Genomic DNA, 20,527 nt, shown 5'->3' with positions numbered 1-20,527 from the left:
CATGTCCGATCCCGTACTGATCCATGTCGAGAGCGCCGTCGGCGTCATGCGCTTCAACCGCGGCCAGTGGCTCAACACCCTGGACCTGCCCATGCTGCTCGCCATGGAGGCAGCATTGACCGCGCTGGAGGCCGACGATGCGGTGCGCGCCATCGTCGTCACCGGGGCCGACGATCGGGCCTTCGTCGCCGGCGGCGACATCAAGGACTTGAACAGCCGGCGTGGGCTGGCGCACTACCAGGCGTTCGGCGCCGTGGTGCAACGCGTGTTCCGCCGCTTCGAGAGCTGCCCGAAGCCGACGCTCGCGGCCGTCAACGGATGGGCGCTCGGCGGGGGCATGGAGCTGATGCTGTGCATCGACATCCGCCTGATCGGCGAGGGCGTGCGCATCGGCTTGCCGGAGATCAAGCTCGGCCTGTTCCCGGGCGGCGGCGGCTCGCAGCGCCTGATGCGCCAGCTGCCCCTGTGCCAGGCCAAGCTGCTCATGTTCGCGGGCGATCCGATCGAGGCGCGCGAGGCGCTGGCGATGGGACTGGTCAACGCGGTGGTCGCGCCCGAGCGGCTGCAGGGCGAGGCGATGGCGCTGGCCCGGCGCATCGCCGAGCAATCCCCGGTGGCCTTGCGCCTGCTCAAGAAGTCGATGCTGCACGGGGCCGACATGCCGATCGACGCGGCGCTCGAATACGAGCGCGCCATGATCAGCCTGGTGTTCGACAGCGACGATGCGCACGAGGGCTGCGAAGCCTTCATCGGCAAGCGCAAGCCGGTCTTCAACGGGTCCTAGCCGCCCTCAGGCGCGCGCCGCCGCCGCCAGGCTGCCCGGCCCCCGATCCCCGTTCGCGGGGTCGAAGCGCACGCCGCGCAGGTGGAGCGCCAGCGCGGCGTCCATGGTCTGCACGTGCTTGCTGTGCCAGTCGCGCAGCTGCCACACCATCTGCCGGACCTGGAGCAGGCGGCCCTCGTCGGCCTGGACGATGCCTTCGCGCATCACCTCCAGCACCACCCGGTGCTGCAGCATGTGGTCCTTGCGCGAGGAAAAACCGGTGGTCTGCATCCAGAGATCCTCGCGGGCGAAGTTCGCGGCGGTGCAGGCGACCACCTCGCGCCAGGCCGCCGGCAGTTGCGCGTCGTCGGCGGCGTCGGCGATCGCCAGCCGCGCGACGAAGGCCTCGCGGGCCTGGTCCATGAAAGGCAAGTCGAGCGACAGTGCGCCGGACCGATCCGAGGCTGACATGTGTTCTCTCCTGGATAGAAAGACACAAGGCTAGTCCTCCCGCGCGAGGGCGTCATTGACCTGCGACAAGCATCGCGGCAGGTCGCGAACGAAGGCCTAGCTGCGCAAGCTGAAGACGACAGAGAGATACGACACCGGCAGCGTGCCGATGTCCTCGATGCCATGCACGACGAAAGGCCTTTCTCGACGATGATTGCGGCGCTGATGGACCGCCTCACGCATCGCTGCCACATCGCGATCGCGGCCCACGGGCGAGGGTTCCAATCCGAAGACGTTTGGGCCGATCGACGAAAACCCCGAGAGCCAGCCGGCACGGGTGCCAGGACTTTCACCCGGTAAGTGCTTCCCCCATGCGCGGGTCGCCATCTACGACAGGTCGATTCAGGTTGGCGGTCGACACCACGTAGTCACTCACCCACCTCTCGAACTGGCTGACCAGGTCTGCATTTGCCTTGCTGCCGGCGGAAGTGATTCGGCCAAGTGGCTTGTCCTTGTACGAGATCTCCCCCACATAGAGGATCGACTCCCCATCCGCTAAGCGCACCTTGGTAATGGTCAGGAACCAGTCAGCCAGTATGGGGTGCGGAAATGAAACGAATGCGTCCATTTTGACCTCCGGTGACGAGACTCGCGCTGCTCGTGATGTACGACACGGCGCGGTCTCTGATGCCATCGCCGTCGGTCCCTTGCAAAAGTAACACTAAATTCTGACATTTTGTGCGGCGCGGTCAATCAACAGATTGCACCCGGCGATCCTGGGGTCCGCTGTAAGTCGGGTCTGGGCCCGAAGCTTCAATTCGCGAGGTGCGGAAGCTGTCGTCCGCGCACGATGTCGTCCTGATCGTCCGTTGCCGCCCAAGCCGAATTCATCGGCGATGTCGGCAAAGGTCAAGTTCCGAAGATAGACCGGCCGTTCGCGAGGAAAGACGCCAAGGTCTGGTTTCGTCAGCCGCCGACATTCGACAGGCGAAGGCGAACGACGGCAGTCAGTCTGAAGCCGACATGGCGATCGGCCTCCCGCACGTTCAGGGGCACTCCACGGTGCGGCTAGAGGCGCGCCGGGTTTGACATCGGAGCGATCGCAGGTCTAGACAGAATGGCTTGAGCCGTTGAGGTGGCCCGTCTCCGGGACTACCGTGGATTGCGCACCGTGGGTGCGCCGAGCCACAACGCTGCACCCCGAGGGGCGGACAGCGTGTCAACGAGCAAGGAGACGGGCCATGAGTCAATCTACCACCACCGCGGCCACTGTGTACGCTGGCCTGGACGTCCACAAGGACAGCATCGACATCGCCCTGGCCGAGGCCGGCCGTGACGGCGAAGTACGCCATCTGGGAGGACGTCAAACCCTTCGAGGACGCCAAGCTGCGCATGCTCAACGGCAGCCACACGGCGCTGGCCATGATCGGAGCCGTGCAGGGTTGGGCCACCGTGGCCGATGGCATCGCCCAGCCCGGCGTGCGGCGCTTCGTGCACGCCTTCATGTCGCGCGTGGCCATGCCCAGCCTGAGCCGGCCCGGGCTGCCCGCCTACCGCGACGCGCTGCTGGAGCGCTTTGCCAATCCGCACCTGCGTCACCGCGTGCATCAGATTGCGAGCGACAGCTCGTTGAAGATCCCGCTGCGCTGGGGACCGCCGCTCGTCGATGCCCTGGCGGCGGGACGCGAGCTGGAGCCCCTGGCACTGGCCTGCGCGGCCTGGATGCGCTACTTGCGGGGCGAAGACGAAGCCGGGCGCGCCTACGACATCTCGGACCCGCAGGCGGCTGCCCTGCAGGCGCTGGCCCGCCAGCATGCGGGCGATGCCGAAGGCGTACATGCGCTGCTGTCGGTGGCAACCATCTGGCCCGCTGGCTGCGCGGAAGACGCGCGCTGGGCGCCGCGCGTGGTCCATTGGCTGCGCCGCATCGAGTCTGCCGGCCTGGCAGCGGCGCGCAACGAAGTCACGGTTTCGCCCTGATCGTTTGCACCTTGGCTTGCGCGGTGCGAAGCGTCGAGCTTGCCGTCTGGAGCGCATCAACGGCAAGGCCGACGGCATCGATGCGGCGCCCGAACTCGGCGTGCACCAGCGCCACCAGGGCGCGCAATTCGGTCGGGGTGACGTAGAACTCGTCACTGCGCTGGATCTCGACGGGGACGAGCAGGCTTTCGAGGCAGCCAAAGGCGCGGTACGTCTCCTTCAATTCACTGAGTTCGTCGGAGACGTCCAAAGCGAGGCTGGCGATGTTGCTCAGGCGGTCGGGCAGCGGAATTCCTGGGCCTTGGGCCTTTGGCTTGCGGGCCTTCTTGGCTGGGGGAGGTTTGGTGCGGACGCGGATGTTGCGAGGTTTCGCGGGGGCGGGGGCGGGACGAGCCATGAGTGGACTCCAAGAGCTGCGGTTTGCACAAACCGCCGCACCGCTGCTAAACGATGGCGGCGACTCGAACGGGTTAGCAGACCGGGCAGCTCTTGCGAGAACCGGCGAGCCTCGCGGCTCCCCGCTCGAGCCGCCAAAAATGGGGCACGAACGACGAAGCCGCAGGACTACTGCGGTAGTGGCTGCGGCTTGCGTCGCAGAACTGCTTCAGGCTGCTAAACCCGGTCACGCCTTTTTTGACGTGACCGAGAAAGTATAGCCAGGGCGTGAGGTGCGGTCGCAGCAGGGGTTGATCGGTGATCGCTGCATGCGGAAGACCCGATGCTCGAAAGCGGTCATTGAGGAAGAGGATCAATGCGGCCAACGGCTTTCGCCGCGACTACTCGGGTTCGACGTGTAGGGCCTCCCCACATCACCCGGTGAGGCCGACCTCCGAGGATCTCATCGCGCGGAGCACGTCGTCTGCACGTCCTTTTGCGGGCTTCCGATACCACCTCGCAACGTGTCAAAGAAGCCAATTCGCTCAGGAATGAGAGGCTGAGCTCGTAACTTTCATGGCCCTTGGCGATGCCGCGAAGGCGGTCGAGGAGCATGAGGAACTCGGTGAGTCGATTTGGCGGCGGGCAGTCCTCTCGGCGCGGGCGATGGACCACGCAGTCAGAAGCGCCTGGTTAGCGATCCACGATTCAAATCTCCACCTTCGACCCGAGTTCGACGACCGAATTATTGGGCAGGTAGAGGTACTCGGCCGCCGCGCTCGCGCCGCGATGCATGGTGGCAAAGATCTTCTCGCGCCAGTCGGCCATGCCGTCGCCGACGGTCGGCACCACGATGTCGCGAGAAAGGAAGTAGCTCGTGGTCATGGGGTCGAACGGAAGGCTGCCGCGCATGACATGTGCGAGCGCCCCAGGCACGTCCGGGTTCTGCATGAAGCCAAAGTCCAGCTCCACTCGCCAGCAGTCCTGGCAAATCCGGGCGACCTCCCCGCGCTGGTCGGGCGGCAGCCGCGGGACCTCGTGTGTGCGCACGGTCACGAACAGGTTGCGCTCGTGCAGTACCTTGTTGTGCTTCAGGTTATGCAGCAATGCATTGGGGACCATGTCCGGTTGCGCGGTGAGGAATACCGCGGTGCCCGGAACCCGGGTGGGTGGATCGCTGGTGACGAGCTCCAGAAACTCCTTCAGGTCCAGCGCCTCGGCGCTCCGCTTGCCGGCAAGAATGGCCTGGCCGTCGCTCCAGGTCGCAAGGATGATGAACAGCGCGGCGGCCAACAGCAGCGGGAACCAGCCGCCTTCCGCGATCTTGAGCAGGTTCGACGCAAAGAACAGGATGTCGATCACCATGAAGAATCCGGTGGCTGCGATGCACAGCGGCAACGGATAGCCCCAGCCATAGCGGATGACGAAGAATGTCATGGCGGTGGTGATCACCATCACCAGGCTGACCGAGATCCCATAGGCCGCGGCGAGTGCCGACGACGAGTGGAACATGCCCACCGCCAGCGCCACCCCGACCAGCAGCGCCAGATTCACCGCGGGGACGTAGATCTGTCCCTTGTCGTGCTCCGACGTGTGCAGGATCGTCATGCGCGGCAGATAGCCGAGCTGAATGGTCTGCTTGGTGGCCGAGAACGCACCCGAGATCAGCGCCTGTGAGGCGATGACGGTGGCGGCGGTGGCAAGACCGACCATTCCGATCAACGCCCAGGTCGGGGTCATCAGGAAGAACGGGTTCTCGATCGCCTTCGGATCGGCGAGCACCAGGGCCCCTTGGCCGAAATAGTTCAGCGCCAGCGCAGGCATCACCAGGCCGAACCAGGCCCATTGGATCGGAGCCTTGCCGAAGTGCCCCATGTCGGCATAAAGGGCCTCCGCACCGGTGACGCACAGAAACACGGCGCCGAGCAGCACGAACGCGAGCCGCATATTCTCAAGTCCGAATCGCAGGGCGTGGTGGGGAGACAGGGCCCACAGCACGGACGGATTGCGCAGCACCGGCATGAGGCCACACAGCGCGATGGTCAGGAACCAGAGCACCATGATCGGGCCGAAGTAGCGCCCGATCTGTGCCGTGCCATGCTTCTGGACCAGGAACAGCGCAATCAGCACGGCAAAGGAGATCGGAAGCACATAGGGCTTTGCCGCCGGCGTCACGATCTCCAAGCCTTCCACGGCTGAAAGCACCGAGATGGCCGGCGTGATCACCCCGTCGCCGAAGAACAGGGCAAGCCCGAAAATGCCGCAAACCATCAGCGCGCGCCGAACCCGCGGCCGATCGTGGACCGAGTGAGAAGCAAGCGCGAGCAGCGCCATCAGGCCCCCTTCGCCATGGTTGTCCGCGCGCATGATCAGGCCGACGTACTTGATGGAGACGACGATCGTCAGCGTCCAAAAGAACAGCGACAGGATGCCGAGGATGTTGTCGGGCGTGACCGCCACTTGGCCGCTGGCGAACACCTCCTTGAACGCATACAGCGGCGATGTTCCGATGTCGCCATACACCACGCCGATGGCGCCGAGGCTGAGCGCCGCAAGGGAGGAGCGAGATCCGTTCATTGCAGCAGCGCCTCAGTCCGAACCGCTTGGGCCGGTGTTGCTCGCGCGAATCGCGAGGTTGGAATCGATCAATTGCACGCGAACTCGCCACGCTGATCGCTCGATGCTCTTGCGCATTGCTGAACAATTCCTGACTGACTGCCCCATGCGGGCGGCAGACGCGGCGAGCAAAGCCTTTTCGAATTCGTGTTTCATATTGATGGATGCTTGGGATGCCGAAAGCGTATGGCTGCACTCGTAAAAAAATCATAAAAACCGCTGCTGTGCGCGTAAAAGTTCAGTCGTACTTCAGCCCGCATGACGCTGGCGCTCCTCATCCGCAATGGGCCCGCTGGCGCCGACGCGGATGTGGCAGGATGCGCCAGGAACGGACATTCAATCCCGACGCCCCGGAGTAGCCGTTCCGACGCAGATCACAATTCGGTATGACGAATCCTTCACTGCCGAAAGCCGCCGAACCTGCGTGCCTCACCAAGGCGCTGCTCAAGTCCGGGGCACTCGACGGGGGTCGCGTGGCCGGCGTGTCGATCGAGGCTTCGTTCGCAACCGTGCTTTCACACATCTTCAGGTTGCGCCTCGTTTATGCCAACGCGGCTGCCGGTGCGCCCGCAACGCTCATCTTGAAAGCCGGCTTAGCGGACCGCCACGGCGGACCGTGGTTTGGCGGCCGGCACGAGGTCGCGTTTTATCGGGAACTTGCGCCTGCGATGCCCGCGGACATCGCGCCGCACTGCTTCGACGCCCAATGGAACGCCGACACGGGCACCTGGCATCTATTGCTTGAAGACCTCACAGACTCGCACGCCGTTGCGACGCGCTGGCCCCTGCCACCCACCTTTGCGCAGTGCGAGGCCATCGTCCGCACGCGAGCCCGATTCCAGGCTGCGTGGTGGGACAACCCGCGACTCGGCGTCACGGTCGGCTCCTGGCAGGATGCGAGCGCTTCCGATGAAGCGACAAAGAACCTTATGGCGCAGTTTGCGCGCTTCGCCGACGAAATGGGCGATCGGCTTTCCGAGGATCGACGTGCGCTTTACGAGCACTTGTTCGAAGCCGCGCCGCGCCTAGCCGCACGCTACCAAACGCATCGCCACATGACAATCATCCAGGGCGACGCGCACGTCTGGAACTGCTTCCTGCCGCGCGATGGCGTAAGGGACGGCGGCAGGTTGTTCGACTGGGATGCCTGGCGCGTCATTGAAAGACACAAGGCTAGCCAGCCCTCCCGCGCGAGGGACTCATTGACCTGCGACAAGCATCGCGGCAGGTCGCGGATGAAGGCCTAGCCGCGTGCCGCCAGCGCGTCCGGCAGCTCGATCTTGACCTCGAGCACCTCGAGGTCGTCCTGCTTCTCGAGGTGCACCTTGATGTCCTCGGCCTTGATCGACACGTACTTCGAGATCACGGCGATCAGCTCGCGCTGCAGTTCGGGCAGGTAGTCGGGCCGCTTGGCGCCCAGGCCGCTGCGCTCGTGCGCCAGGATGATCTGCAGCCGTTCCTTGGCGACGCTCGCCGTCTTCTTCTTCTCGCCGAGCAGAAAGGAAAACAGGGACATGGCTACCTTCCGAAGATTCGTTTGAAGAAGCCCTGCTTCTCGGCATCGACGAAGCGCATCGGCTTGTCTTCGCCGAGGAAGCGCGCCACCACGTCGCTGTAGGCCTGCGAGACGTCGGTGCCGGTGTCGTGGATCGCGGGCACGCCCTGGTTGGAGGCCTGCAGCACGGTTTCGGACTCGGGGATCACGCCGATCAGCTTGATCCGGAGAATGTCCTGGATGTCCTCCAGCGACAGCATCTGGCCGCCGGCCACGCGGTTCGGGTTGTAGCGCGTGATCAGCAGGTGCTCCTTGATCGGCTCGCCGCCTTCCTTGGCGCGCTTGGTCTTGGAGCCCAGCATGCCCAGGATGCGGTCCGAGTCGCGCACCGACGACACCTCGGGATTGGTCACCACCAGCGCCTCGTCGGCGAAGTGCATGGCCATCAGCGCACCGGTCTCGATGCCCGCGGGCGAGTCGCAGACGATGTAGTCGAAGCCTTGTTCGTCGAGGTCCTTGAGGATCTTCTCGACGCCTTCCTGGGTCAGCGCGTCCTTGTCGCGGGTCTGCGAGGCGGCCAGCACGAACAGGTTGTCGCACTGCTTGTCCTTGATCAGCGCCTGGTGCAGGTTGGCCTCGCCCTGGATCACGTTGATCAGGTCGTACACCACGCGCCGCTCGCAGCCCATGATCAGGTCGAGGTTGCGCAGGCCGACGTCGAAATCGATCACGGCCGTCTTCTTGCCCGCCAATGCCAGTCCCGATGCAAAGCTCGCGCTCGTGGTCGTCTTGCCGACGCCGCCCTTGCCCGAGGTCACCACCACAATTTTGGCCATGCCATTCCTTCTTCGTTCGTATGTTTCAGTTGTTCGGTTGCCGAGCGCGCCCATCGATCAGAGGATCGGCTCCATGACGATCTTCTTGCCGTCAAGCGAGATCCGGGCCGGCTTGCCGGCGATCTCCGCCGGCAGCGCCACCTCCGAGGTGCGGTAGATGCCCGCGATGGCCACCAGCTGCGCCTCCATGCAGGTCGTGTAGATGCGGGCCGCAGTATCGCCGCGGGCACCGGCGATCGCCTTGCCGCGCAGCGGCGCGTAGACGTGGACATTGCCGTCGGCAATGACTTCGGCGCCGAAGCTCACCACCGCGGTGACGATCACGTCGCCGCCGCGGGCGTAGACCTGCTGGCCCGAGCGCAACGGCTTGTCGATCACCAGCGTGCCGTTGGCCGGCACCGGCACCTCGCGCACGATCTGCGGCGCCTCGGCCGCGGCTTCGGCCGGCGGAGCCGCCGGGCGCGGGGCCGGCGCCACCGGCATCGCGGTGATCGACAGGCCGGCGGCGCGGGCGGCGGCGTTCTGGGCGTCGCTGCCGCCACGCACCGCCACCGGCTGGGTCTGGTGGCGCGCCAGCAGACCGCGCAGGGCGGCGAAGTCGAGCGTGCGGCCCGCCTGCGCGTTGTCTTCCTGCAACAGCGAGAGGTCGATGACCACCGGCTCCTGCTCGAAGAAGTCGGGCGAGTCCGCCAGTTGGGCGTCGAGCGCTTCCGCCAGCACCTCGAGATCGGCCGTCTTGAGGATGACCGCGATCAGCGGCAGTGTGGCGCTCTTGAATTCGAATACCGCCTTGGTGCGCGCGGCGGATGCATCTGCCATGGAAAAGCTTGGTGCGAAAAGCGTTGGAGTCTAACGGGCACTGGGCTTCGCGTCGCAAAAGGGCGGCGCAATACGCCCGCCGGACAACATTTCTTGCACCAGGTTGCACTTCGCAGGCCCCGCTGCCAGTCTGACTGACGCCTCGCACGGCTGTAACAGTTCGTTAGCGGGCCGAACAACTGCCGCGGATCCTGTCGGATCCGCTCGTCAAGGCCCCGCTCGCGCGGGGCTTCATCGTCCTTCAGCGCAACACCAGCACCGGCACGGTGCTGTGCGTCAGGACCTTCTGCGTCTCGCTGCCCAAGAGGACGGCCTGCAAGCCGCGCCGGCCATGCGATGCCATCACGATCAGGTCGCAGCCCGCATCCCGCGCCGCATTGATGATCGCCTCGTAAGGGTGATCGGCGACGACCGTGCGCGTGTCGACGCCAAGACCCCTTTCCTTCGCACCTTGCTCGATCGGCACGAGGTACTCCCGTGCCCGTGAATACACATTGGCCTCGTAGCTTGCGCGGGTGTCCTCGACCATGTCGACGTGGTACGAAGCCAGGTGGAATGGCTGGATCACATGCAGTCCGGTGACCCGGGCGTTGCCTTCGCCAGCGATCTCCAGCGCCTTGCGAATGGCCTGTTCGGACGCGGCCGAACCATCGGTGGGTATCAACAAATGCTTGAACATAGCGCGCTCCTTTCACCGGGCACTCATCTCGGAGATGGCAACGAACCTTCCCCAATGGTTCCTGCGTTGCCAAGGCCTAGCTTCAAGCAGTTGCGTCCGACAGCCTTGCGCTGGGTCAAAGAATCATCGCGTGCCGGCGCTCCGATTGGCGGGGTTCACGGTTCACCTCGGACGCTTCAGCCGAGGATTCGCATCGCCCCGGCTACGCGCGCGAACGCGACAGCAACGCGTACAGCAGGATCGCGCCGAAGGTCGCGGTGCCGATGCCCCCGAGCGCGAACTGGCCGAATTTGAGCGTGAAGTCGCCGGTGCCGAGGATCAGCGTGATCGCGGCCACGATCAGGTTCTTGTTCTGCGAGAAGTCGACCTTGTTGTCGACCCAGATCTTGGCGCCCGCGACCGCGATCAGGCCGAACACCACGATGCTCACGCCGCCCATCACCGGCAGCGGAATCGCCTGCACCAGGGCCCCGAACTTGGGGCTGAAGCCCAGCACCAGCGCGATCAGCGCGGCGACCACGAACATCGCGGTCGAGTAGATCTTGGTCGCCGCCATGACGCCGATGTTCTCGGCGTAGGTCGTGACGCCGGTGCCGCCGGCCGCACCGCTCACCATGGTGGCGACGCCGTCGCCGATGAAGGCACGGCCCAGCAGGGGATTGAGGTCGCGGCCGGTCATCGCGCCGACGGCTTTCAGGTGGCCGAGGTTCTCGGCCACCAGGATGATCGCCACCGGCGCGATCAGCAGGATGGCGTTGACTTCGAACACCGGCTTCGAGAAGGTCGGCAGCCCGAACCAGGGCGCTGCCGCCAGCGGTGCCAGGTCGATCGGCTTGCCCAGGCCCATGCCGTTGGTCAGCACGGCGTAGATCAGGCTGGCGGCGATCAGGCCCATCAGGATCAGCAGCCGCTGCACCATGCCGCGCGCATAGACCGCGATCAGCCCGACGCAGAGGAAGGTCAGGGCCTGGATCCAGGTGTCGAAGCCGGTCGGCGCCATGTTCTTGATCGGCACGCTCGCCAGGTTGAGCCCGATCACCGCGACCACCGCGCCGGTGACCACCGGCGGCATCAGGCGCTCGATCCAGTGCACCGCGACGTCCTGCTCGACCTCTTCCACCTCGAGGCCTTCGAGCCCCTTGACCGGCGCCGCCTTGGTGTGGCGCTCGTTGGTCAAGGCCACCAGCACGCCGATCAGCGTGTAGACCGCGCCGCAGACGATGATGCCGCCGAGCGCGACCCCCAGGTTGGCGTTCGGCCCGCTGCCCGCATAGCCGCTGGCCGCGATCACCACGCCGATGAAGGCGAAGCTCGAGCCCAGGTAGCTCGGCACGCGCCCGCCGGTGATGAGGAAGAACAGCAGGGTGCCGATGCCGCTCATCAGGATCGCGATGTTGGGGTTGAAGCCCATCAGGATCGGCGCCAGCACCGTGGCGCCGAACATCGCGATCACGTGTTGGACGCCCATTGCGGCCGTTTGCGGCCACGGCAGGCGTTCGTCGGGTGCGACGACGGTGCCCGCCGTGGCGCTCACCTGGCGCCAGCGGGGCAGGTAGGAATCGGTCATGCTCTTCTTCTCCTCGGTGGTTGTTCTTCGGCCGGCGCGCGCGCCGGTGGTGCTCAGCCGGCCTGCGGGGCCAGCACCGCCATGGTGATGCGCGAGACGCAGCTCAGGTCGCCGGCGTCGTTGCTCATGTCGATCTGCCAGACCTGCGTCGTGCGGCCGCGATGCACCGGGCGCGCCGTGCCGGTGACCCAGCCCGAGGTCACGGACCGGATGTGGTTGGCATTGATGTCCAACCCGACCGCACGCTGGCCTTCCGGCGCGGAGTAGAAGGCGCCGCACGAGCCCAGGGTTTCCGCCAGCACCACCGAGACCCCGCCATGCAGGATGCCGTAGGGCTGCACGGTGCGGCGGTCGACCGGCACGCGGGCCCGGATGGTGTCGTCGCCGACCGCCAGGAATTCGATGCCCAGCAAGGACACCACGGTGTTCGCGTGGCTCAGGGTCAGGGCTTCGATCGAGATCTCTTTCTTCCAGATGCGCATGGGATGGCTCCGTGTCGGGATTGTCAAAACTATAACGACAGTCGCCGCTGCAGTGCGCTGGCCGGGCGGCGGCATGCGGCTGCTCGATGCGCTGCTGCCCACCGATGGCAAGCTCGCGGCCGAAGTCGGCGCCCGCTTTCGACAACGGCGAAAATCGCGCCGGACGCGACGTCCGCGTCGGTCGTCAGTTCTCAGTTGCCGCTCGTCCCGAGGTCCATCCCATGCAGTTCAGCAATTCGGTCTTCACGGAAGTGACTTTCTGGCTCATGGTGGCGTTCTCGGTGGTGCTGCCCTTCGGGATCTACGCGGTGATGATCGCCAAGCAGGCGATCTCGCGCTGGACCGTGCTGCTGCTCGGCGTCACGCTGGTCGCGATCGCGGCCGTGAATGTCTACTTCCTGCAGCGGCTGGCCACGCTGGCGGCGATCACGCCGTCCCTGGCCGACGACGTGCTCTTCGTGTCGGAGGTGCGGGTGGCGCTCTACCTGTTGCCGGCCTTGTTCGCCGGCATCGGCATCAACCTGATCTCGCATGTGCTCACCACCCACCTGACTGCCGCGGAAAGGCGGTTCAGCGAGGCCCATCCCGATGCCGGCGATGGCGAGGATGTCTAGGGGCGACAGCCCGTGGCGACCCCGATCAGGCGGCCCGCGCCGCTTCCACCGCCGCGTTCAGCGCCAGGATGTTGGTCTGGAAGGCGATGCCGTAGATCGGCGCCTGCGTGCCTTCGCCGTCGAACTCGAACTCGGCGTTCCGCCCTCAAGTTTCCCGTCGGGCTGTCGATATCAAGGCTGGTTCTCCAGGGATCTTCTCACCAGAGATCATTCGGCCCGCTTCGTGCGGGCCATTTTTTTGCCTTCATACGCGCCGCTCGCCGCGGCCGCCTCGATGCGCCTCGCCGAGCCTTCCCCCGCTGCCCTGGCGGAAGAAGGTGCCCCAGTCGCTGCGCTCGCGCACCGCGTCGATGTCGACCGGGTCGTCGGACAGCGTGATCAGCCGCAGTGCCTCGTCGTGGGGCAGCGTCCGGTTCTCGTAGAGGAAGCGCAGCTGGCAGTCCCCGGCGCTGATGGCGTCGCCGTTGGCCAGCGCCCGCTCGCGGATCCGCGTCTTGTTGACGAAGGTGCCGTTGCGGCTGGCCAGGTCGGTCAGCACGAAGCGGTCGCCGGTCCAGTGGATCGCGGCGTGATGGCGGCTGACGCCGAGGCTGTCGATGTGAACCCCGCAGGCCGGGTCGCGGCCGATGGTCGTGATCGGCCCCTTGATGTTGACCTGCCGGACGCTGCCGTGGCGGGTCAGGACGATGAGTCTGGACATTTCTATCTCGCTGTGGGTGGGTTGCAGTCACCGCATTTCGGCAACCCTTCGCACTTTCTGAAGCCGACGGAGTCCCGAAAATTGAGACTTTCGTCGCGCTCGCCGCGATCGCGATGCCGCGAGAAGCGACCCAGCGGTTGTTTCGTCCACTAATCTCGGCGCTTTTGGCGATCTGATTCGCCGTGACCTGTCGAGCGGCGGAAAGATTCTGGCAATGAGAAAAGCGCGTAACGTCTTCTATGTGGTCGACGACCATCCGATGATGAGGGACGCCATTGCGTTGATGCTGCGGCGGCTGCAACCGGCCGCCGGCATCGTCGAGATCGATCGACTCGACAAGCTGGCCGGCGCGGTCGAGCGCAATGGCGCCGCCGACCTGATCTGCCTCGACCTGAACCTGCCCGACACCCAGGGCTGCGCCGGCGTGCAGGCGGCACGGCGCGAGCACCCCGAGGTGCCGATCGCGGTCTACTCCGCGCTGCCCGCCGCCGACATGGAAGCGCTGTGCCTTTCGGCCGGCGCCGATATCTATATCGAGAAGGCCTCGGATGCCGCCGGCCTGATCAGGGGGCTCAAGAGCGTGCTGAAGACCGGCGAGGACAAGGACGACGCATCCTCTGCGGGGCCCGAGAGCGGCACCCGGCTGACCCCGCGCCAGGTCCAGCTGGTGCAGCTGATCGCCGAGGGACTCGGAAATCGCGAGATGGCCGAGCGGCTGGCGATCAGCGAGGACACGGTCAAGGTCCACATGTGGCGCCTGTACCGCCGCATCGGCGTCAACAGCCGGACCCAGGCGCTGCACTACGCGCGCACCAACGGCCACCTGTCGAACGCGGCCGCGAGCCTGGCATAGGCGTCCTAGGCAGGGGTGGCGACGGTTGCAGCGGCCAGTGCCGGCTCCACCACCCGCTCGAGCTGCTCGCGCAGCCAGCGGTGGATCGGATCGGCCTGGTGGCGCAGGTGCCAGACCATGTACATCGGCATCGACGGACACGCCACGGGCACCGGCGCCATGTCGAGGTCGCGCAGCAGATGGGTGCGCAGCAGGCTGGGCAGCGTGGCGATCGAAACGCCGCCCAGCAGGAATGGACCGATGCCCGCGAAGCTCGGCAGTTGCGCAACGAAGCGCCGCTGCAGACCGCGATCGGCCAGCACCTCATCGATGTCGAGCCGGCGCCGAGGCTCGTACAGCACCGTCACATGTTCGGCGGCCAGATACTCGTCCCGGGTGTGTGGCGGCTCTCGCTGGCTGGCATCGTAGAAGACCCGGTACTGGTCCTCGAACAGGCGCTTCTGCAGCACGTCGCTGGCGCACGGCGGGCGCGGCGTGATCACGAGCTGGCAATGTTCGTCGCGCAGCATCTCGGCCGTCGGCGCGCCGGAGGAGATCACGCGCAGCGCGAAGCCCGGCGCCTGTCGTCGAACATGCCGCAGCAGCGCGGGCAGCAGCAGGTCGCGCTGCAGGTCGTTGGCGGCGATCGTCACCGTGGCGACGAGCGTGGCCGGATCGAAGCCGGCGGCATTGCCGAAGCTGCGCAGCTCGTCGAGCATGACGCGTGCGCGCGATGCCAGCGCATGCGCATGCGCGGTGGCCACGATGCCGCGCCCGGACTTCACGAACAGGGGATCGCCGACGATGGCGCGCAGCTTGTCGAGCAGATGGCTGACGGCCGACTGGGTGACGCCCAGGCGCTGCGCCGCACGCGTGACCGAGCCTTCTTCGAGCACCGCCAGCAGCAGTTGCAGCAAGTGGCCGTCGAGGTCCAAATGATCGAATCGGCTCATGGCTGGAATGAGTATCCGTGCGTTGATCGGGCGATGCCCCCGAGTTGATACTGAACCCATCGCGCCGGCAACGACATGTCGCGCGAAAGTTGATTCGGATCAAGGCGCTACGCACAACCACCAAGGAGACTTTCTTGCCAACAGCCAATCCAAGGCAGCCCATACCGGGCACCACCATCTTCGACGGCGAACAGGCCCGCAAGGGGTATGCGCTCAACAAGATGTGCTATTCATTCAACCAGGCCGCCAACCGGGCCGCCTTCGTCGCGGACGAGGATGCCTACTGCGCGGCCTACGGGCTGAACCCCGAGCAGCGCGAGGCGATCCGCAACCGCAACGTGCTGCAGCTGATCGAGGCCGGCGGCAATGCGTACTACCTCGCCAAGTTCGCCGGCATCTTCGGTCTCGACATGCAGGACATCGGGGCCCAGCAGACCGGCATGACGAAGGACGAATTCAAGGCCAGGCTGCTGGCCGCGAGGGGTTGAGCCATGGCAAGAATCGTTGGTGGCATCACCACCTCCCACGTGCCGGCGATCGGCCGGGCGATCGAGAAGGGCCTGCAGAACGATCCGTACTGGAAGCCGTTCTTCGACGGCTTCCCGCCGGTGCGCGACTGGCTCGCGAAAGTCCGGCCCGACGTCGTCGTGCTGGTCTCGAACGACCACGGGCTGAACTTTTTCCTCGACAAGATGCCGACCTTCGCGATCGGCGCTGCCCCGGAATATCACAACGGCGACGAAGGCTGGGGCATTCCCAGCCTGCCGCCGCTGCCGGGCGATCCGGTGCTGTCCTGGCGCTTGATCGAGTCGCTGGTCGCCGAGGACTTCGACCTCACCACCTGCCAGGAGATGATGCTCGACCATGCCGCCATGCTGCCGATGGCGCTGTGCTGGCCGGACATGAAATGGCCGGTGCGCGTGCTGCCGGTGTGCGTCAACACGGTGCAGGCGCCGTTGCCATCCGCGGCCCGCTGCTACAGGCTCGGCCAGGCGATCGCGCGCGCAGTGGCGGCATGGCCGGGCGACGAGCGGGTGGTCGTGATGGGCACGGGCGGGCTGTCGCACCAGCTCGATGGCGAGCGTGCCGGCTTCATCAACAAGGACTTCGACCTGAAGTTCATGGAGAGCATGCGCTCCGACCCGGCCTGGGCCACCCGCTTCTCGACCGTCGAACTGGTGCGGCTGGCGGGCACCCAGGGCGTGGAGCTGCTCAACTGGATGGTCGCGCGCGGCGCCTTGCCCGAGAAGGTGCGCGAAGTGCACGCCAACTATCACATCCCGATCTCGAACACGGCGGCGGGGCTCATGGTGCTGGAGCCGCTGGGGTAGCTTGGCGCGCGCGGCCGTGCGCGCCGCACCCCCGGCGACGCCGTCACGCCAGCCGGACGACCTCCGGGTCGTGCGCGTCCGTGTGCAGGCGCTCGACCGCCGCGGCGCGCCGCGCGAGCACCGCGCGCTGGTTGATGTAGCCCTTGTCGGTGATCTCTCCGGCGTCGATGTCGGGCGGTGCGTCGAGCACCAGCGCCCGCACTGGGCATTGCGACGAGCCGGCACCGGCATCGCGCAACTCGCGCATCGCGCCCAGCAGGGCGGCGTGCAGGGCGTCGCGCGGCTGGGCCGCGGCCTGCGGGCTGGCGAACACCAGCAGTCCGATCTCGTGGCGGTCGTGGCCGGTGACCACGATGTCCTGCACCAGCGGCGCGAGCCGCGACACCAGCTCGACGCGCAGCGTGCCCACCGAGACCCAGGTGCCGCTCGCGAGCTTGAAGTCCTCGGCCACGCGGCCGTGGAACATCACGCCGCGCTCGGGCCGTTCGCGATCCGCGAGGAAGCCGGCATCGCCGATGCGGTAGTAGCCTTCGTCGTCGAAGGCCTCGGAGGTCTCGCGCGGCGCGTTGCGGTAGCCCGGGAACACCGACACGCCCTTGACCCGCATCTCGAGCTTGTCGCCGTTCGGCACGAACTTCAGCTCCAGTCCCGGCAGCGGCGCGCCGATGCAGCCGGCGCCGTCGAGCCGCCAGTGCGCCGAGGTGATGGCCGGCGAGGTTTCGGTCGCGCCCCATGACGTGGTGAGCCACAGCGGCCTGTCGGGGCGCGCACGCCGGGCCACCGCTTCGAGCCGCTGCCAGGTCGAGGGCGCCAGGGCCGCCGCGGCATAGAAGGCCAGCCGCAGCCGCGACGTCACTTCGGCGGCCAGCGCCGCGTCGGCCTCGAGGAAGGGCAGCAGCATGTCGAAGCCGCGCGGCACGTTGAACAGCAGCGTGGGCCGCACCTCGCGCAGGTTGCGCAGCGTCTTCTCGATCAGCCCGGGGGCCGGCCGGCCCTCGTCGATGTAGAGCGCGCCGCCGTGGCACAGCACCATGTTGAAGTTGTGGTTGCCGCCGAAAGTGTGGCTCCACGGCAGCCAGTCGACCAGCACCGGCTTCTCGTGGCTCAGGAAGCGCCAGGTCTGGGCCATCATCTGCTGGTTGGCGCACAGCATGCGGTGAGTGTTGATCACCACCTTGGGCCGGCCGGTCGAACCCGAGGTCAACAGGTACTTGGCAGGGTCGTCGGGCAGGATCGCGTCGAAGGCCTGCATCACGGCCGGCGTCTCCTCGGTCCGCATCAGCTGCGCGAAGGGGAGGGCGCCCGGCCGCATGTCGGCATGGCGGCTGAACACGGCCGGCGCGTCGAGCCCGCAGCCCCCGAGCGCCGCGCCGTAGACCTTGGCGTCCGAGGCGTAGACCAGCGCCGGATCGAGCGCGCGCAGCATGCCGTGCAGCCGGGCCGGGTCCTTCGCCATGCGCGAGTAGGCGCTCGACAGCGAGCAGGCGGTGCGGCCGATGTGCATCGTCGCCAGCATCAGCACCGCATGGTCGATCGCGTTGTCCGACAGGATCACCACCGGCCGGTGCTTCGGCACGCCGAGGTCGAGCAGGCTCTGCGCGACCGCGCCGACCGCATGGCGCAAGGCGCGGTAGTCGAGCGTGCGCCAGGCCTCGCCGTTGTCGTCGCGCTCGGCCAGCGCCAGCGCGTCGGGTGTTTCGCGTGCCCAGCGCTCGAGCCATTCGCCGACGCAGCGCGCGTAGGGCCGCAGCGCCACCGGCGAGCGCAGCGCGAATGAGCCGTCGTCGAAATCGATGCGCACGGTGCGCGGCGCCGCGAGCTGGCTTTCGTCGTCGAAGAAGCCGGGATGGGTCATGAGCAGCCTCGGGGTTCGCTGAATACTGCGGCCTTGGCGCGGATCAGGTCCAGCAGCAGCGTGTCGCGTGCCGCTTCGAGCTCGGCGCGGCTGCGCTCGCCGAGTTCGGACGCCACGCCGTCGGCCACCTGCTGCTTGAGTTCCGTCGTCATCGACGGTGCGCCGAGGTCGTGCCACCAGTCCTCGATCGGCCCGCCCAGGTGGTCGAGGAGGTGGGCGATGCCGCCGGCCCCGCCCGAGAGATGCAGGTTCATGAACGGACCCATCAGCGCCCAGCGCAGGCCCGGGCCGTGCGCGATGGCGGTGTCGATGTCGGCCACCGACGCCACGCCTTGCTCGACCAGGTGAAAGGCCTCGCGCCACAGCGCCGCCTGCAGCCGGTTCGCGATATGGCCCTTGACCTCGCGCTTCACGTGGATCGGCCGCTTGTCGATCGCGGTGTAGAAGGCCATCGCACGCGCGATGGCGTCGGCCGAGCTGCGCTCGCCGCCCACCACTTCGACCAGCGGGATCAGGTGCGGCGGGTTGAAGGGATGGCCCAGCACCACGCGCTCCGGGTGCCGGCATTCGGACTGCACCGCGCTGATCGCCAACCCCGACGAGCTCGACGCCAGCAGCGTGGCCGGCCGCGCCGCGGCGTCCATGCGGCGGAACAGGTCGATCTTGAGGTCGAGGCGCTCGGGCCCGTTCTCCTGCACGAAGTCGGCGCCGGCCACCGCGTCCTCGAGCCGCGCGTGGAAGCGCAGCCGCTCGGGCGAGGCGCCGTCGGCGAGCCCGAAACGCACCATCGTCGGCCAGTGCTGCGCCACCGCCTCGCGCAGCCGCGCCTCGGCGCCCGGCGAGGGATCGGTGGCGTCGACATCGAGTCCGCGGGCCAGGAAGCAGGCGGCCCAGCTGGCGCCGATGACGCCGGTGGCGACCACCGCCACCCGTTTCACGTCGCTTTCCGCCCCGCTCATGATGCCTTCCAGCGCGCGCAGCGGCTCTCGGCGCGCGTGGTCCATGCGGTCTCGCCGCGAATCGGCTCGACCACCTTGTAGTAGTCCCAGGGCTCCTTCGATTCCTCGGGCGTCTTGACCTGCATCAGCTGCATGTCGTGCACCATCAAGCCGTCGTCGCGCAGCCAGCCGCCCTTGACGAACATGTCGTCGAACTTCGACTTCCGCAACCGCGCCATCACCTTGTCGCCGTCGTCGCTGCCGGCTGCCTTGACTGCCTTCAGGTACTGGAGCGCGGCCGAATAGTCGCCGGCCTGGAAGGAGGAGGGCATGCGCTTGTTCTTGTCGAAGAAGCGGTGTGCCCAGGCGCGCGATTCGGGGCTCTGGTTCCAGTACCAGCTGTCGGTCAGGTACATGCCCTGCGAGGTCTTGAGCCCCAGCGCGTGCACGTCGTTGATCGTGATGATCATGCCGGCCAGCTTCATCTTCTTGTTGATGCCGAATTCGGCTGCCGACTTGATTGCGTTCACCGTGTCGCCGCCGGCGTTGGCGAGCGCCAGCACCTGGGCCTTGGCGTTCTGCGCTTGCAGCATGAAGGATGAGAAGTCGCTGGCGCCGAGCGGGTGCTTGACCGCGCCGGCCACCGTCCCGCCGTTGGCCTCGACGACTTTGCCGGCGTCGTTCTGCAGCGCGGCGCCGAAGGCGTAGTCGGCGGTCACGAAGTACCAGCTCTTGCCGCCGGCCTTGACCACTGCGCCGGCGGTGCCGCGCGCCATCGCCACCGTGTCGTAGGCGTAGTGCAGCGTGTAGGGCGAGCAGAACTCGTTGGTCAGACTGGAGGCGCCCGCGCCGACCACGAAGTACGGTTTCTTCTTGTCGGCCGCGACGCCGGCCATCGCGATCGCGGCGCCCGAGTTGACGCCGCCGATCAGCATGTCGACCTTGTCGACATCGAACCACTCGCGCGCCTTGGCGGCGGCGATGTCGGGCTTGTTCTGGTGGTCGGCGGTGACCAGCTCGATCTTCTTGCCGTCGAGGCTGCCGCCCATGTCGGCGATCGCCATGCGGATCGCTTCCGCGCCGGCCGGGCCGTCGTAGTCGCGGTAGAGGCCCGACATGTCGCTGATGAAGCCGATGCGGATCACCTCGTCCGATACCTGGGCCGAGGCGCCTGCGGTGAAGGCGGCGCCCAGTGCCAGGGCGAGGGCGGTGCGTGCGGGGGGCATGGGTGTCTTGTCTCCG

24 protein-coding genes and 1 pseudogene are annotated in these 20,527 nt (G+C 66.8%); 7 read left to right on the top strand and 18 right to left on the bottom strand.

The genetic code is table 11. The annotated features are described in order from the left end of the window. Position 1 precedes the first annotated feature (1 nt). Positions 2-784 (top strand): enoyl-CoA hydratase/isomerase family protein, encoded by a 783-nt coding sequence (locus tag AC1DYD_RS02790; protein ID WP_478171219.1) that lies wholly within the window; start codon positions 2-4, stop codon positions 782-784. A gap of 6 nt (positions 785-790) precedes the next feature. On the opposite strand, the gene AC1DYD_RS02785 is transcribed toward AC1DYD_RS02790, so the two are convergent. From AC1DYD_RS02785 to AC1DYD_RS02775, 3 genes are all read right to left on the bottom strand, one after another. Further along, positions 791-1,234: a bacteriohemerythrin gene (locus tag AC1DYD_RS02785; protein ID WP_478171218.1), complete on the bottom strand. Its 444-nt coding sequence runs from the start codon at positions 1,232-1,234 to the stop codon at positions 791-793. A gap of 96 nt (positions 1,235-1,330) precedes the next feature. Further along, complete coding sequence (locus AC1DYD_RS02780; protein WP_478171217.1) at positions 1,331-1,483, bottom strand: hypothetical protein; 153 nt, start codon at positions 1,481-1,483, stop codon at positions 1,331-1,333. 79 nt (positions 1,484-1,562) lie between these two features. After that, positions 1,563-1,841, bottom strand: coding sequence for a hypothetical protein (locus tag AC1DYD_RS02775; protein ID WP_478171216.1), 279 nt, complete (start codon positions 1,839-1,841; stop codon positions 1,563-1,565). A gap of 704 nt (positions 1,842-2,545) precedes the next feature. On the opposite strand from AC1DYD_RS02775, the gene AC1DYD_RS02770 reads away from it, so the two are divergent. Continuing rightward, entirely contained in the window at positions 2,546-3,193 is a 648-nt protein-coding gene (locus tag AC1DYD_RS02770; protein ID WP_478171215.1) for a mannitol dehydrogenase family protein, read from the top strand. Here AC1DYD_RS02770 and AC1DYD_RS02765 read toward each other — a convergent pair. The 3 genes from AC1DYD_RS02765 to AC1DYD_RS02755 all read right to left on the bottom strand — a co-directional run bounded on the left by AC1DYD_RS02765 (position 3,177) and on the right by AC1DYD_RS02755 (position 6,340). Next, positions 3,177-3,590: a hypothetical protein gene (locus AC1DYD_RS02765; protein ID WP_478171214.1), complete on the bottom strand. Its 414-nt coding sequence runs from the start codon at positions 3,588-3,590 to the stop codon at positions 3,177-3,179. The two genes, AC1DYD_RS02770 and AC1DYD_RS02765, sit on opposite strands and share 17 nt — an antisense overlap. Positions 3,591-4,276: 686 nt before the next feature. Beyond that, the gene (locus AC1DYD_RS02760) at positions 4,277-6,145 is read right to left on the bottom strand and encodes a potassium transporter Kup (RefSeq protein ID WP_478171213.1); all 1,869 of its coding nucleotides are present in this window, start codon (positions 6,143-6,145) and stop codon (positions 4,277-4,279) included. Positions 6,146-6,157: 12 nt separating this feature from the next. Further along, positions 6,158-6,340, bottom strand: coding sequence for a hypothetical protein (locus AC1DYD_RS02755; RefSeq protein WP_478171212.1), 183 nt, complete (start codon positions 6,338-6,340; stop codon positions 6,158-6,160). A 230-nt stretch (positions 6,341-6,570) separates the two neighbouring features. Between AC1DYD_RS02755 and AC1DYD_RS02750 the strand changes: the two genes are divergently transcribed. Then, complete coding sequence (locus AC1DYD_RS02750) at positions 6,571-7,431, top strand: protein kinase family protein (protein ID WP_478171211.1); 861 nt, start codon at positions 6,571-6,573, stop codon at positions 7,429-7,431. On the opposite strand, the gene minE is transcribed toward AC1DYD_RS02750, so the two are convergent. The 6 genes from minE to AC1DYD_RS02720 form a co-directional block, all read right to left on the bottom strand. After that, positions 7,428-7,700, bottom strand: coding sequence for a cell division topological specificity factor MinE (minE, locus tag AC1DYD_RS02745; RefSeq protein WP_478171210.1), 273 nt, complete (start codon positions 7,698-7,700; stop codon positions 7,428-7,430). The genes AC1DYD_RS02750 and minE overlap by 4 nt on opposite strands. 2 nt (positions 7,701-7,702) lie before the next feature. Further along, complete coding sequence (gene minD / locus AC1DYD_RS02740; protein WP_478171209.1) at positions 7,703-8,515, bottom strand: septum site-determining protein MinD; 813 nt, start codon at positions 8,513-8,515, stop codon at positions 7,703-7,705. Positions 8,516-8,572: 57 nt separating this feature from the next. Further along, positions 8,573-9,334 carry a septum site-determining protein MinC gene (gene minC / locus AC1DYD_RS02735; RefSeq protein WP_478171208.1) on the bottom strand — a complete coding sequence of 254 codons (762 nt, stop codon included), beginning with the start codon at positions 9,332-9,334 and terminating at the stop codon, positions 8,573-8,575. A 241-nt stretch (positions 9,335-9,575) separates the two neighbouring features. Then, positions 9,576-10,013: a universal stress protein gene (locus tag AC1DYD_RS02730; protein ID WP_478171207.1), complete on the bottom strand. Its 438-nt coding sequence runs from the start codon at positions 10,011-10,013 to the stop codon at positions 9,576-9,578. A 202-nt stretch (positions 10,014-10,215) separates the two neighbouring features. Then, complete coding sequence (locus AC1DYD_RS02725; RefSeq protein WP_478171206.1) at positions 10,216-11,580, bottom strand: solute carrier family 23 protein; 1,365 nt, start codon at positions 11,578-11,580, stop codon at positions 10,216-10,218. 53 nt (positions 11,581-11,633) lie between these two features. After that, positions 11,634-12,062: a hotdog fold thioesterase gene (locus AC1DYD_RS02720; RefSeq protein ID WP_478171205.1), complete on the bottom strand. Its 429-nt coding sequence runs from the start codon at positions 12,060-12,062 to the stop codon at positions 11,634-11,636. 221 nt (positions 12,063-12,283) lie between these two features. Between AC1DYD_RS02720 and AC1DYD_RS02715 the strand changes: the two genes are divergently transcribed. Further along, positions 12,284-12,676 (top strand): hypothetical protein, encoded by a 393-nt coding sequence (locus AC1DYD_RS02715; RefSeq protein ID WP_478171204.1) that lies wholly within the window; start codon positions 12,284-12,286, stop codon positions 12,674-12,676. Between the two features lie 31 nt (positions 12,677-12,707). Here AC1DYD_RS02715 and AC1DYD_RS02710 read toward each other — a convergent pair. Both AC1DYD_RS02710 and AC1DYD_RS02705 read right to left on the bottom strand, forming a co-directional pair. After that, positions 12,708-12,773: pseudogene (locus AC1DYD_RS02710) on the bottom strand (methyl-accepting chemotaxis protein); the annotation flags it as partial. Between the two features lie 147 nt (positions 12,774-12,920). Then, on the bottom strand, positions 12,921-13,376 hold the full coding sequence (locus tag AC1DYD_RS02705; protein ID WP_478171203.1) for an FHA domain-containing protein: 456 nt from the start codon (positions 13,374-13,376) through the stop codon (positions 12,921-12,923). Positions 13,377-13,590: 214 nt separating this feature from the next. On the opposite strand from AC1DYD_RS02705, the gene AC1DYD_RS02700 reads away from it, so the two are divergent. Then, on the top strand, positions 13,591-14,229 hold the full coding sequence (locus AC1DYD_RS02700; RefSeq protein ID WP_478171202.1) for a LuxR C-terminal-related transcriptional regulator: 639 nt from the start codon (positions 13,591-13,593) through the stop codon (positions 14,227-14,229). A gap of 5 nt (positions 14,230-14,234) precedes the next feature. On the opposite strand, the gene AC1DYD_RS02695 is transcribed toward AC1DYD_RS02700, so the two are convergent. Next, a complete protein-coding gene (locus tag AC1DYD_RS02695) occupies positions 14,235-15,161 on the bottom strand; it encodes a LysR family transcriptional regulator (protein ID WP_478171201.1) in 927 nt (308 codons plus the stop codon). A 134-nt stretch (positions 15,162-15,295) separates the two neighbouring features. Here AC1DYD_RS02695 and AC1DYD_RS02690 point away from each other — a divergent pair, with 134 nt between their 5' ends. Both AC1DYD_RS02690 and AC1DYD_RS02685 read left to right on the top strand, forming a co-directional pair. Further along, on the top strand, positions 15,296-15,649 hold the full coding sequence (locus AC1DYD_RS02690) for a protocatechuate 4,5-dioxygenase subunit alpha (protein WP_478171200.1): 354 nt from the start codon (positions 15,296-15,298) through the stop codon (positions 15,647-15,649). Positions 15,650-15,652: 3 nt separating this feature from the next. Next, complete coding sequence (locus AC1DYD_RS02685; protein WP_478171199.1) at positions 15,653-16,492, top strand: class III extradiol dioxygenase family protein; 840 nt, start codon at positions 15,653-15,655, stop codon at positions 16,490-16,492. A gap of 43 nt (positions 16,493-16,535) precedes the next feature. On the opposite strand, the gene AC1DYD_RS02680 is transcribed toward AC1DYD_RS02685, so the two are convergent. From AC1DYD_RS02680 to AC1DYD_RS02670, 3 genes are read right to left on the bottom strand one after another with little or no spacing between them, the layout of a single operon-like run. Then, entirely contained in the window at positions 16,536-18,347 is a 1,812-nt protein-coding gene (locus AC1DYD_RS02680) for a feruloyl-CoA synthase (protein WP_478171198.1), read from the bottom strand. After that, positions 18,344-19,351 carry a 3-hydroxyacyl-CoA dehydrogenase NAD-binding domain-containing protein gene (locus AC1DYD_RS02675; RefSeq protein ID WP_478171197.1) on the bottom strand — a complete coding sequence of 336 codons (1,008 nt, stop codon included), beginning with the start codon at positions 19,349-19,351 and terminating at the stop codon, positions 18,344-18,346. The genes AC1DYD_RS02680 and AC1DYD_RS02675 overlap by 4 nt, the downstream gene beginning before the upstream one ends. After that, positions 19,303-20,511, bottom strand: coding sequence for an ABC transporter substrate-binding protein (locus tag AC1DYD_RS02670; protein ID WP_478171196.1), 1,209 nt, complete (start codon positions 20,509-20,511; stop codon positions 19,303-19,305). The genes AC1DYD_RS02675 and AC1DYD_RS02670 overlap by 49 nt, the downstream gene beginning before the upstream one ends. Positions 20,512-20,527 lie beyond the last annotated feature (16 nt).

This window comes from Variovorax sp. P4_B11 (assembly GCF_056402355.1).
This window is presented reverse-complemented; position numbering and strand designations above follow the sequence as displayed.

Bases quoted from the DNA above. Each gene is read 5' to 3' on its own strand.
- AC1DYD_RS02790 (WP_478171219.1), top strand. From the start codon at position 2: ATGTCCGATCCCGTACTGATCCATGTCGAGAGCGCCGTCGGCGTCATG.
- AC1DYD_RS02785 (WP_478171218.1), bottom strand. From the start codon at position 1,234: ATGTCAGCCTCGGATCGGTCCGGCGCACTGTCGCTCGACTTGCCTTTC.
- AC1DYD_RS02775 (WP_478171216.1), bottom strand. From the start codon at position 1,841: ATGGACGCATTCGTTTCATTTCCGCACCCCATACTGGCTGACTGGTTC.
- AC1DYD_RS02765 (WP_478171214.1), bottom strand. From the start codon at position 3,590: ATGGCTCGTCCCGCCCCCGCCCCCGCGAAACCTCGCAACATCCGCGTC.
- AC1DYD_RS02760 (WP_478171213.1), bottom strand. From the start codon at position 6,145: ATGAACGGATCTCGCTCCTCCCTTGCGGCGCTCAGCCTCGGCGCCATC.
- AC1DYD_RS02755 (WP_478171212.1), bottom strand. From the start codon at position 6,340: ATGAAACACGAATTCGAAAAGGCTTTGCTCGCCGCGTCTGCCGCCCGC.
- AC1DYD_RS02750 (WP_478171211.1), top strand. From the start codon at position 6,571: ATGACGAATCCTTCACTGCCGAAAGCCGCCGAACCTGCGTGCCTCACC.
- minE (WP_478171210.1), bottom strand. From the start codon at position 7,700: ATGTCCCTGTTTTCCTTTCTGCTCGGCGAGAAGAAGAAGACGGCGAGC.
- minD (WP_478171209.1), bottom strand. From the start codon at position 8,515: ATGGCCAAAATTGTGGTGGTGACCTCGGGCAAGGGCGGCGTCGGCAAG.
- minC (WP_478171208.1), bottom strand. From the start codon at position 9,334: ATGGCAGATGCATCCGCCGCGCGCACCAAGGCGGTATTCGAATTCAAG.
- AC1DYD_RS02730 (WP_478171207.1), bottom strand. From the start codon at position 10,013: ATGTTCAAGCATTTGTTGATACCCACCGATGGTTCGGCCGCGTCCGAA.
- AC1DYD_RS02725 (WP_478171206.1), bottom strand. From the start codon at position 11,580: ATGACCGATTCCTACCTGCCCCGCTGGCGCCAGGTGAGCGCCACGGCG.
- AC1DYD_RS02720 (WP_478171205.1), bottom strand. From the start codon at position 12,062: ATGCGCATCTGGAAGAAAGAGATCTCGATCGAAGCCCTGACCCTGAGC.
- AC1DYD_RS02715 (WP_478171204.1), top strand. From the start codon at position 12,284: ATGCAGTTCAGCAATTCGGTCTTCACGGAAGTGACTTTCTGGCTCATG.
- AC1DYD_RS02705 (WP_478171203.1), bottom strand. From the start codon at position 13,376: ATGTCCAGACTCATCGTCCTGACCCGCCACGGCAGCGTCCGGCAGGTC.
- AC1DYD_RS02700 (WP_478171202.1), top strand. From the start codon at position 13,591: ATGAGAAAAGCGCGTAACGTCTTCTATGTGGTCGACGACCATCCGATG.
- AC1DYD_RS02695 (WP_478171201.1), bottom strand. From the start codon at position 15,161: ATGAGCCGATTCGATCATTTGGACCTCGACGGCCACTTGCTGCAACTG.
- AC1DYD_RS02685 (WP_478171199.1), top strand. From the start codon at position 15,653: ATGGCAAGAATCGTTGGTGGCATCACCACCTCCCACGTGCCGGCGATC.
- AC1DYD_RS02680 (WP_478171198.1), bottom strand. From the start codon at position 18,347: ATGACCCATCCCGGCTTCTTCGACGACGAAAGCCAGCTCGCGGCGCCG.
- AC1DYD_RS02675 (WP_478171197.1), bottom strand. From the start codon at position 19,351: ATGGACCACGCGCGCCGAGAGCCGCTGCGCGCGCTGGAAGGCATCATG.
- AC1DYD_RS02670 (WP_478171196.1), bottom strand. From the start codon at position 20,511: ATGCCCCCCGCACGCACCGCCCTCGCCCTGGCACTGGGCGCCGCCTTC.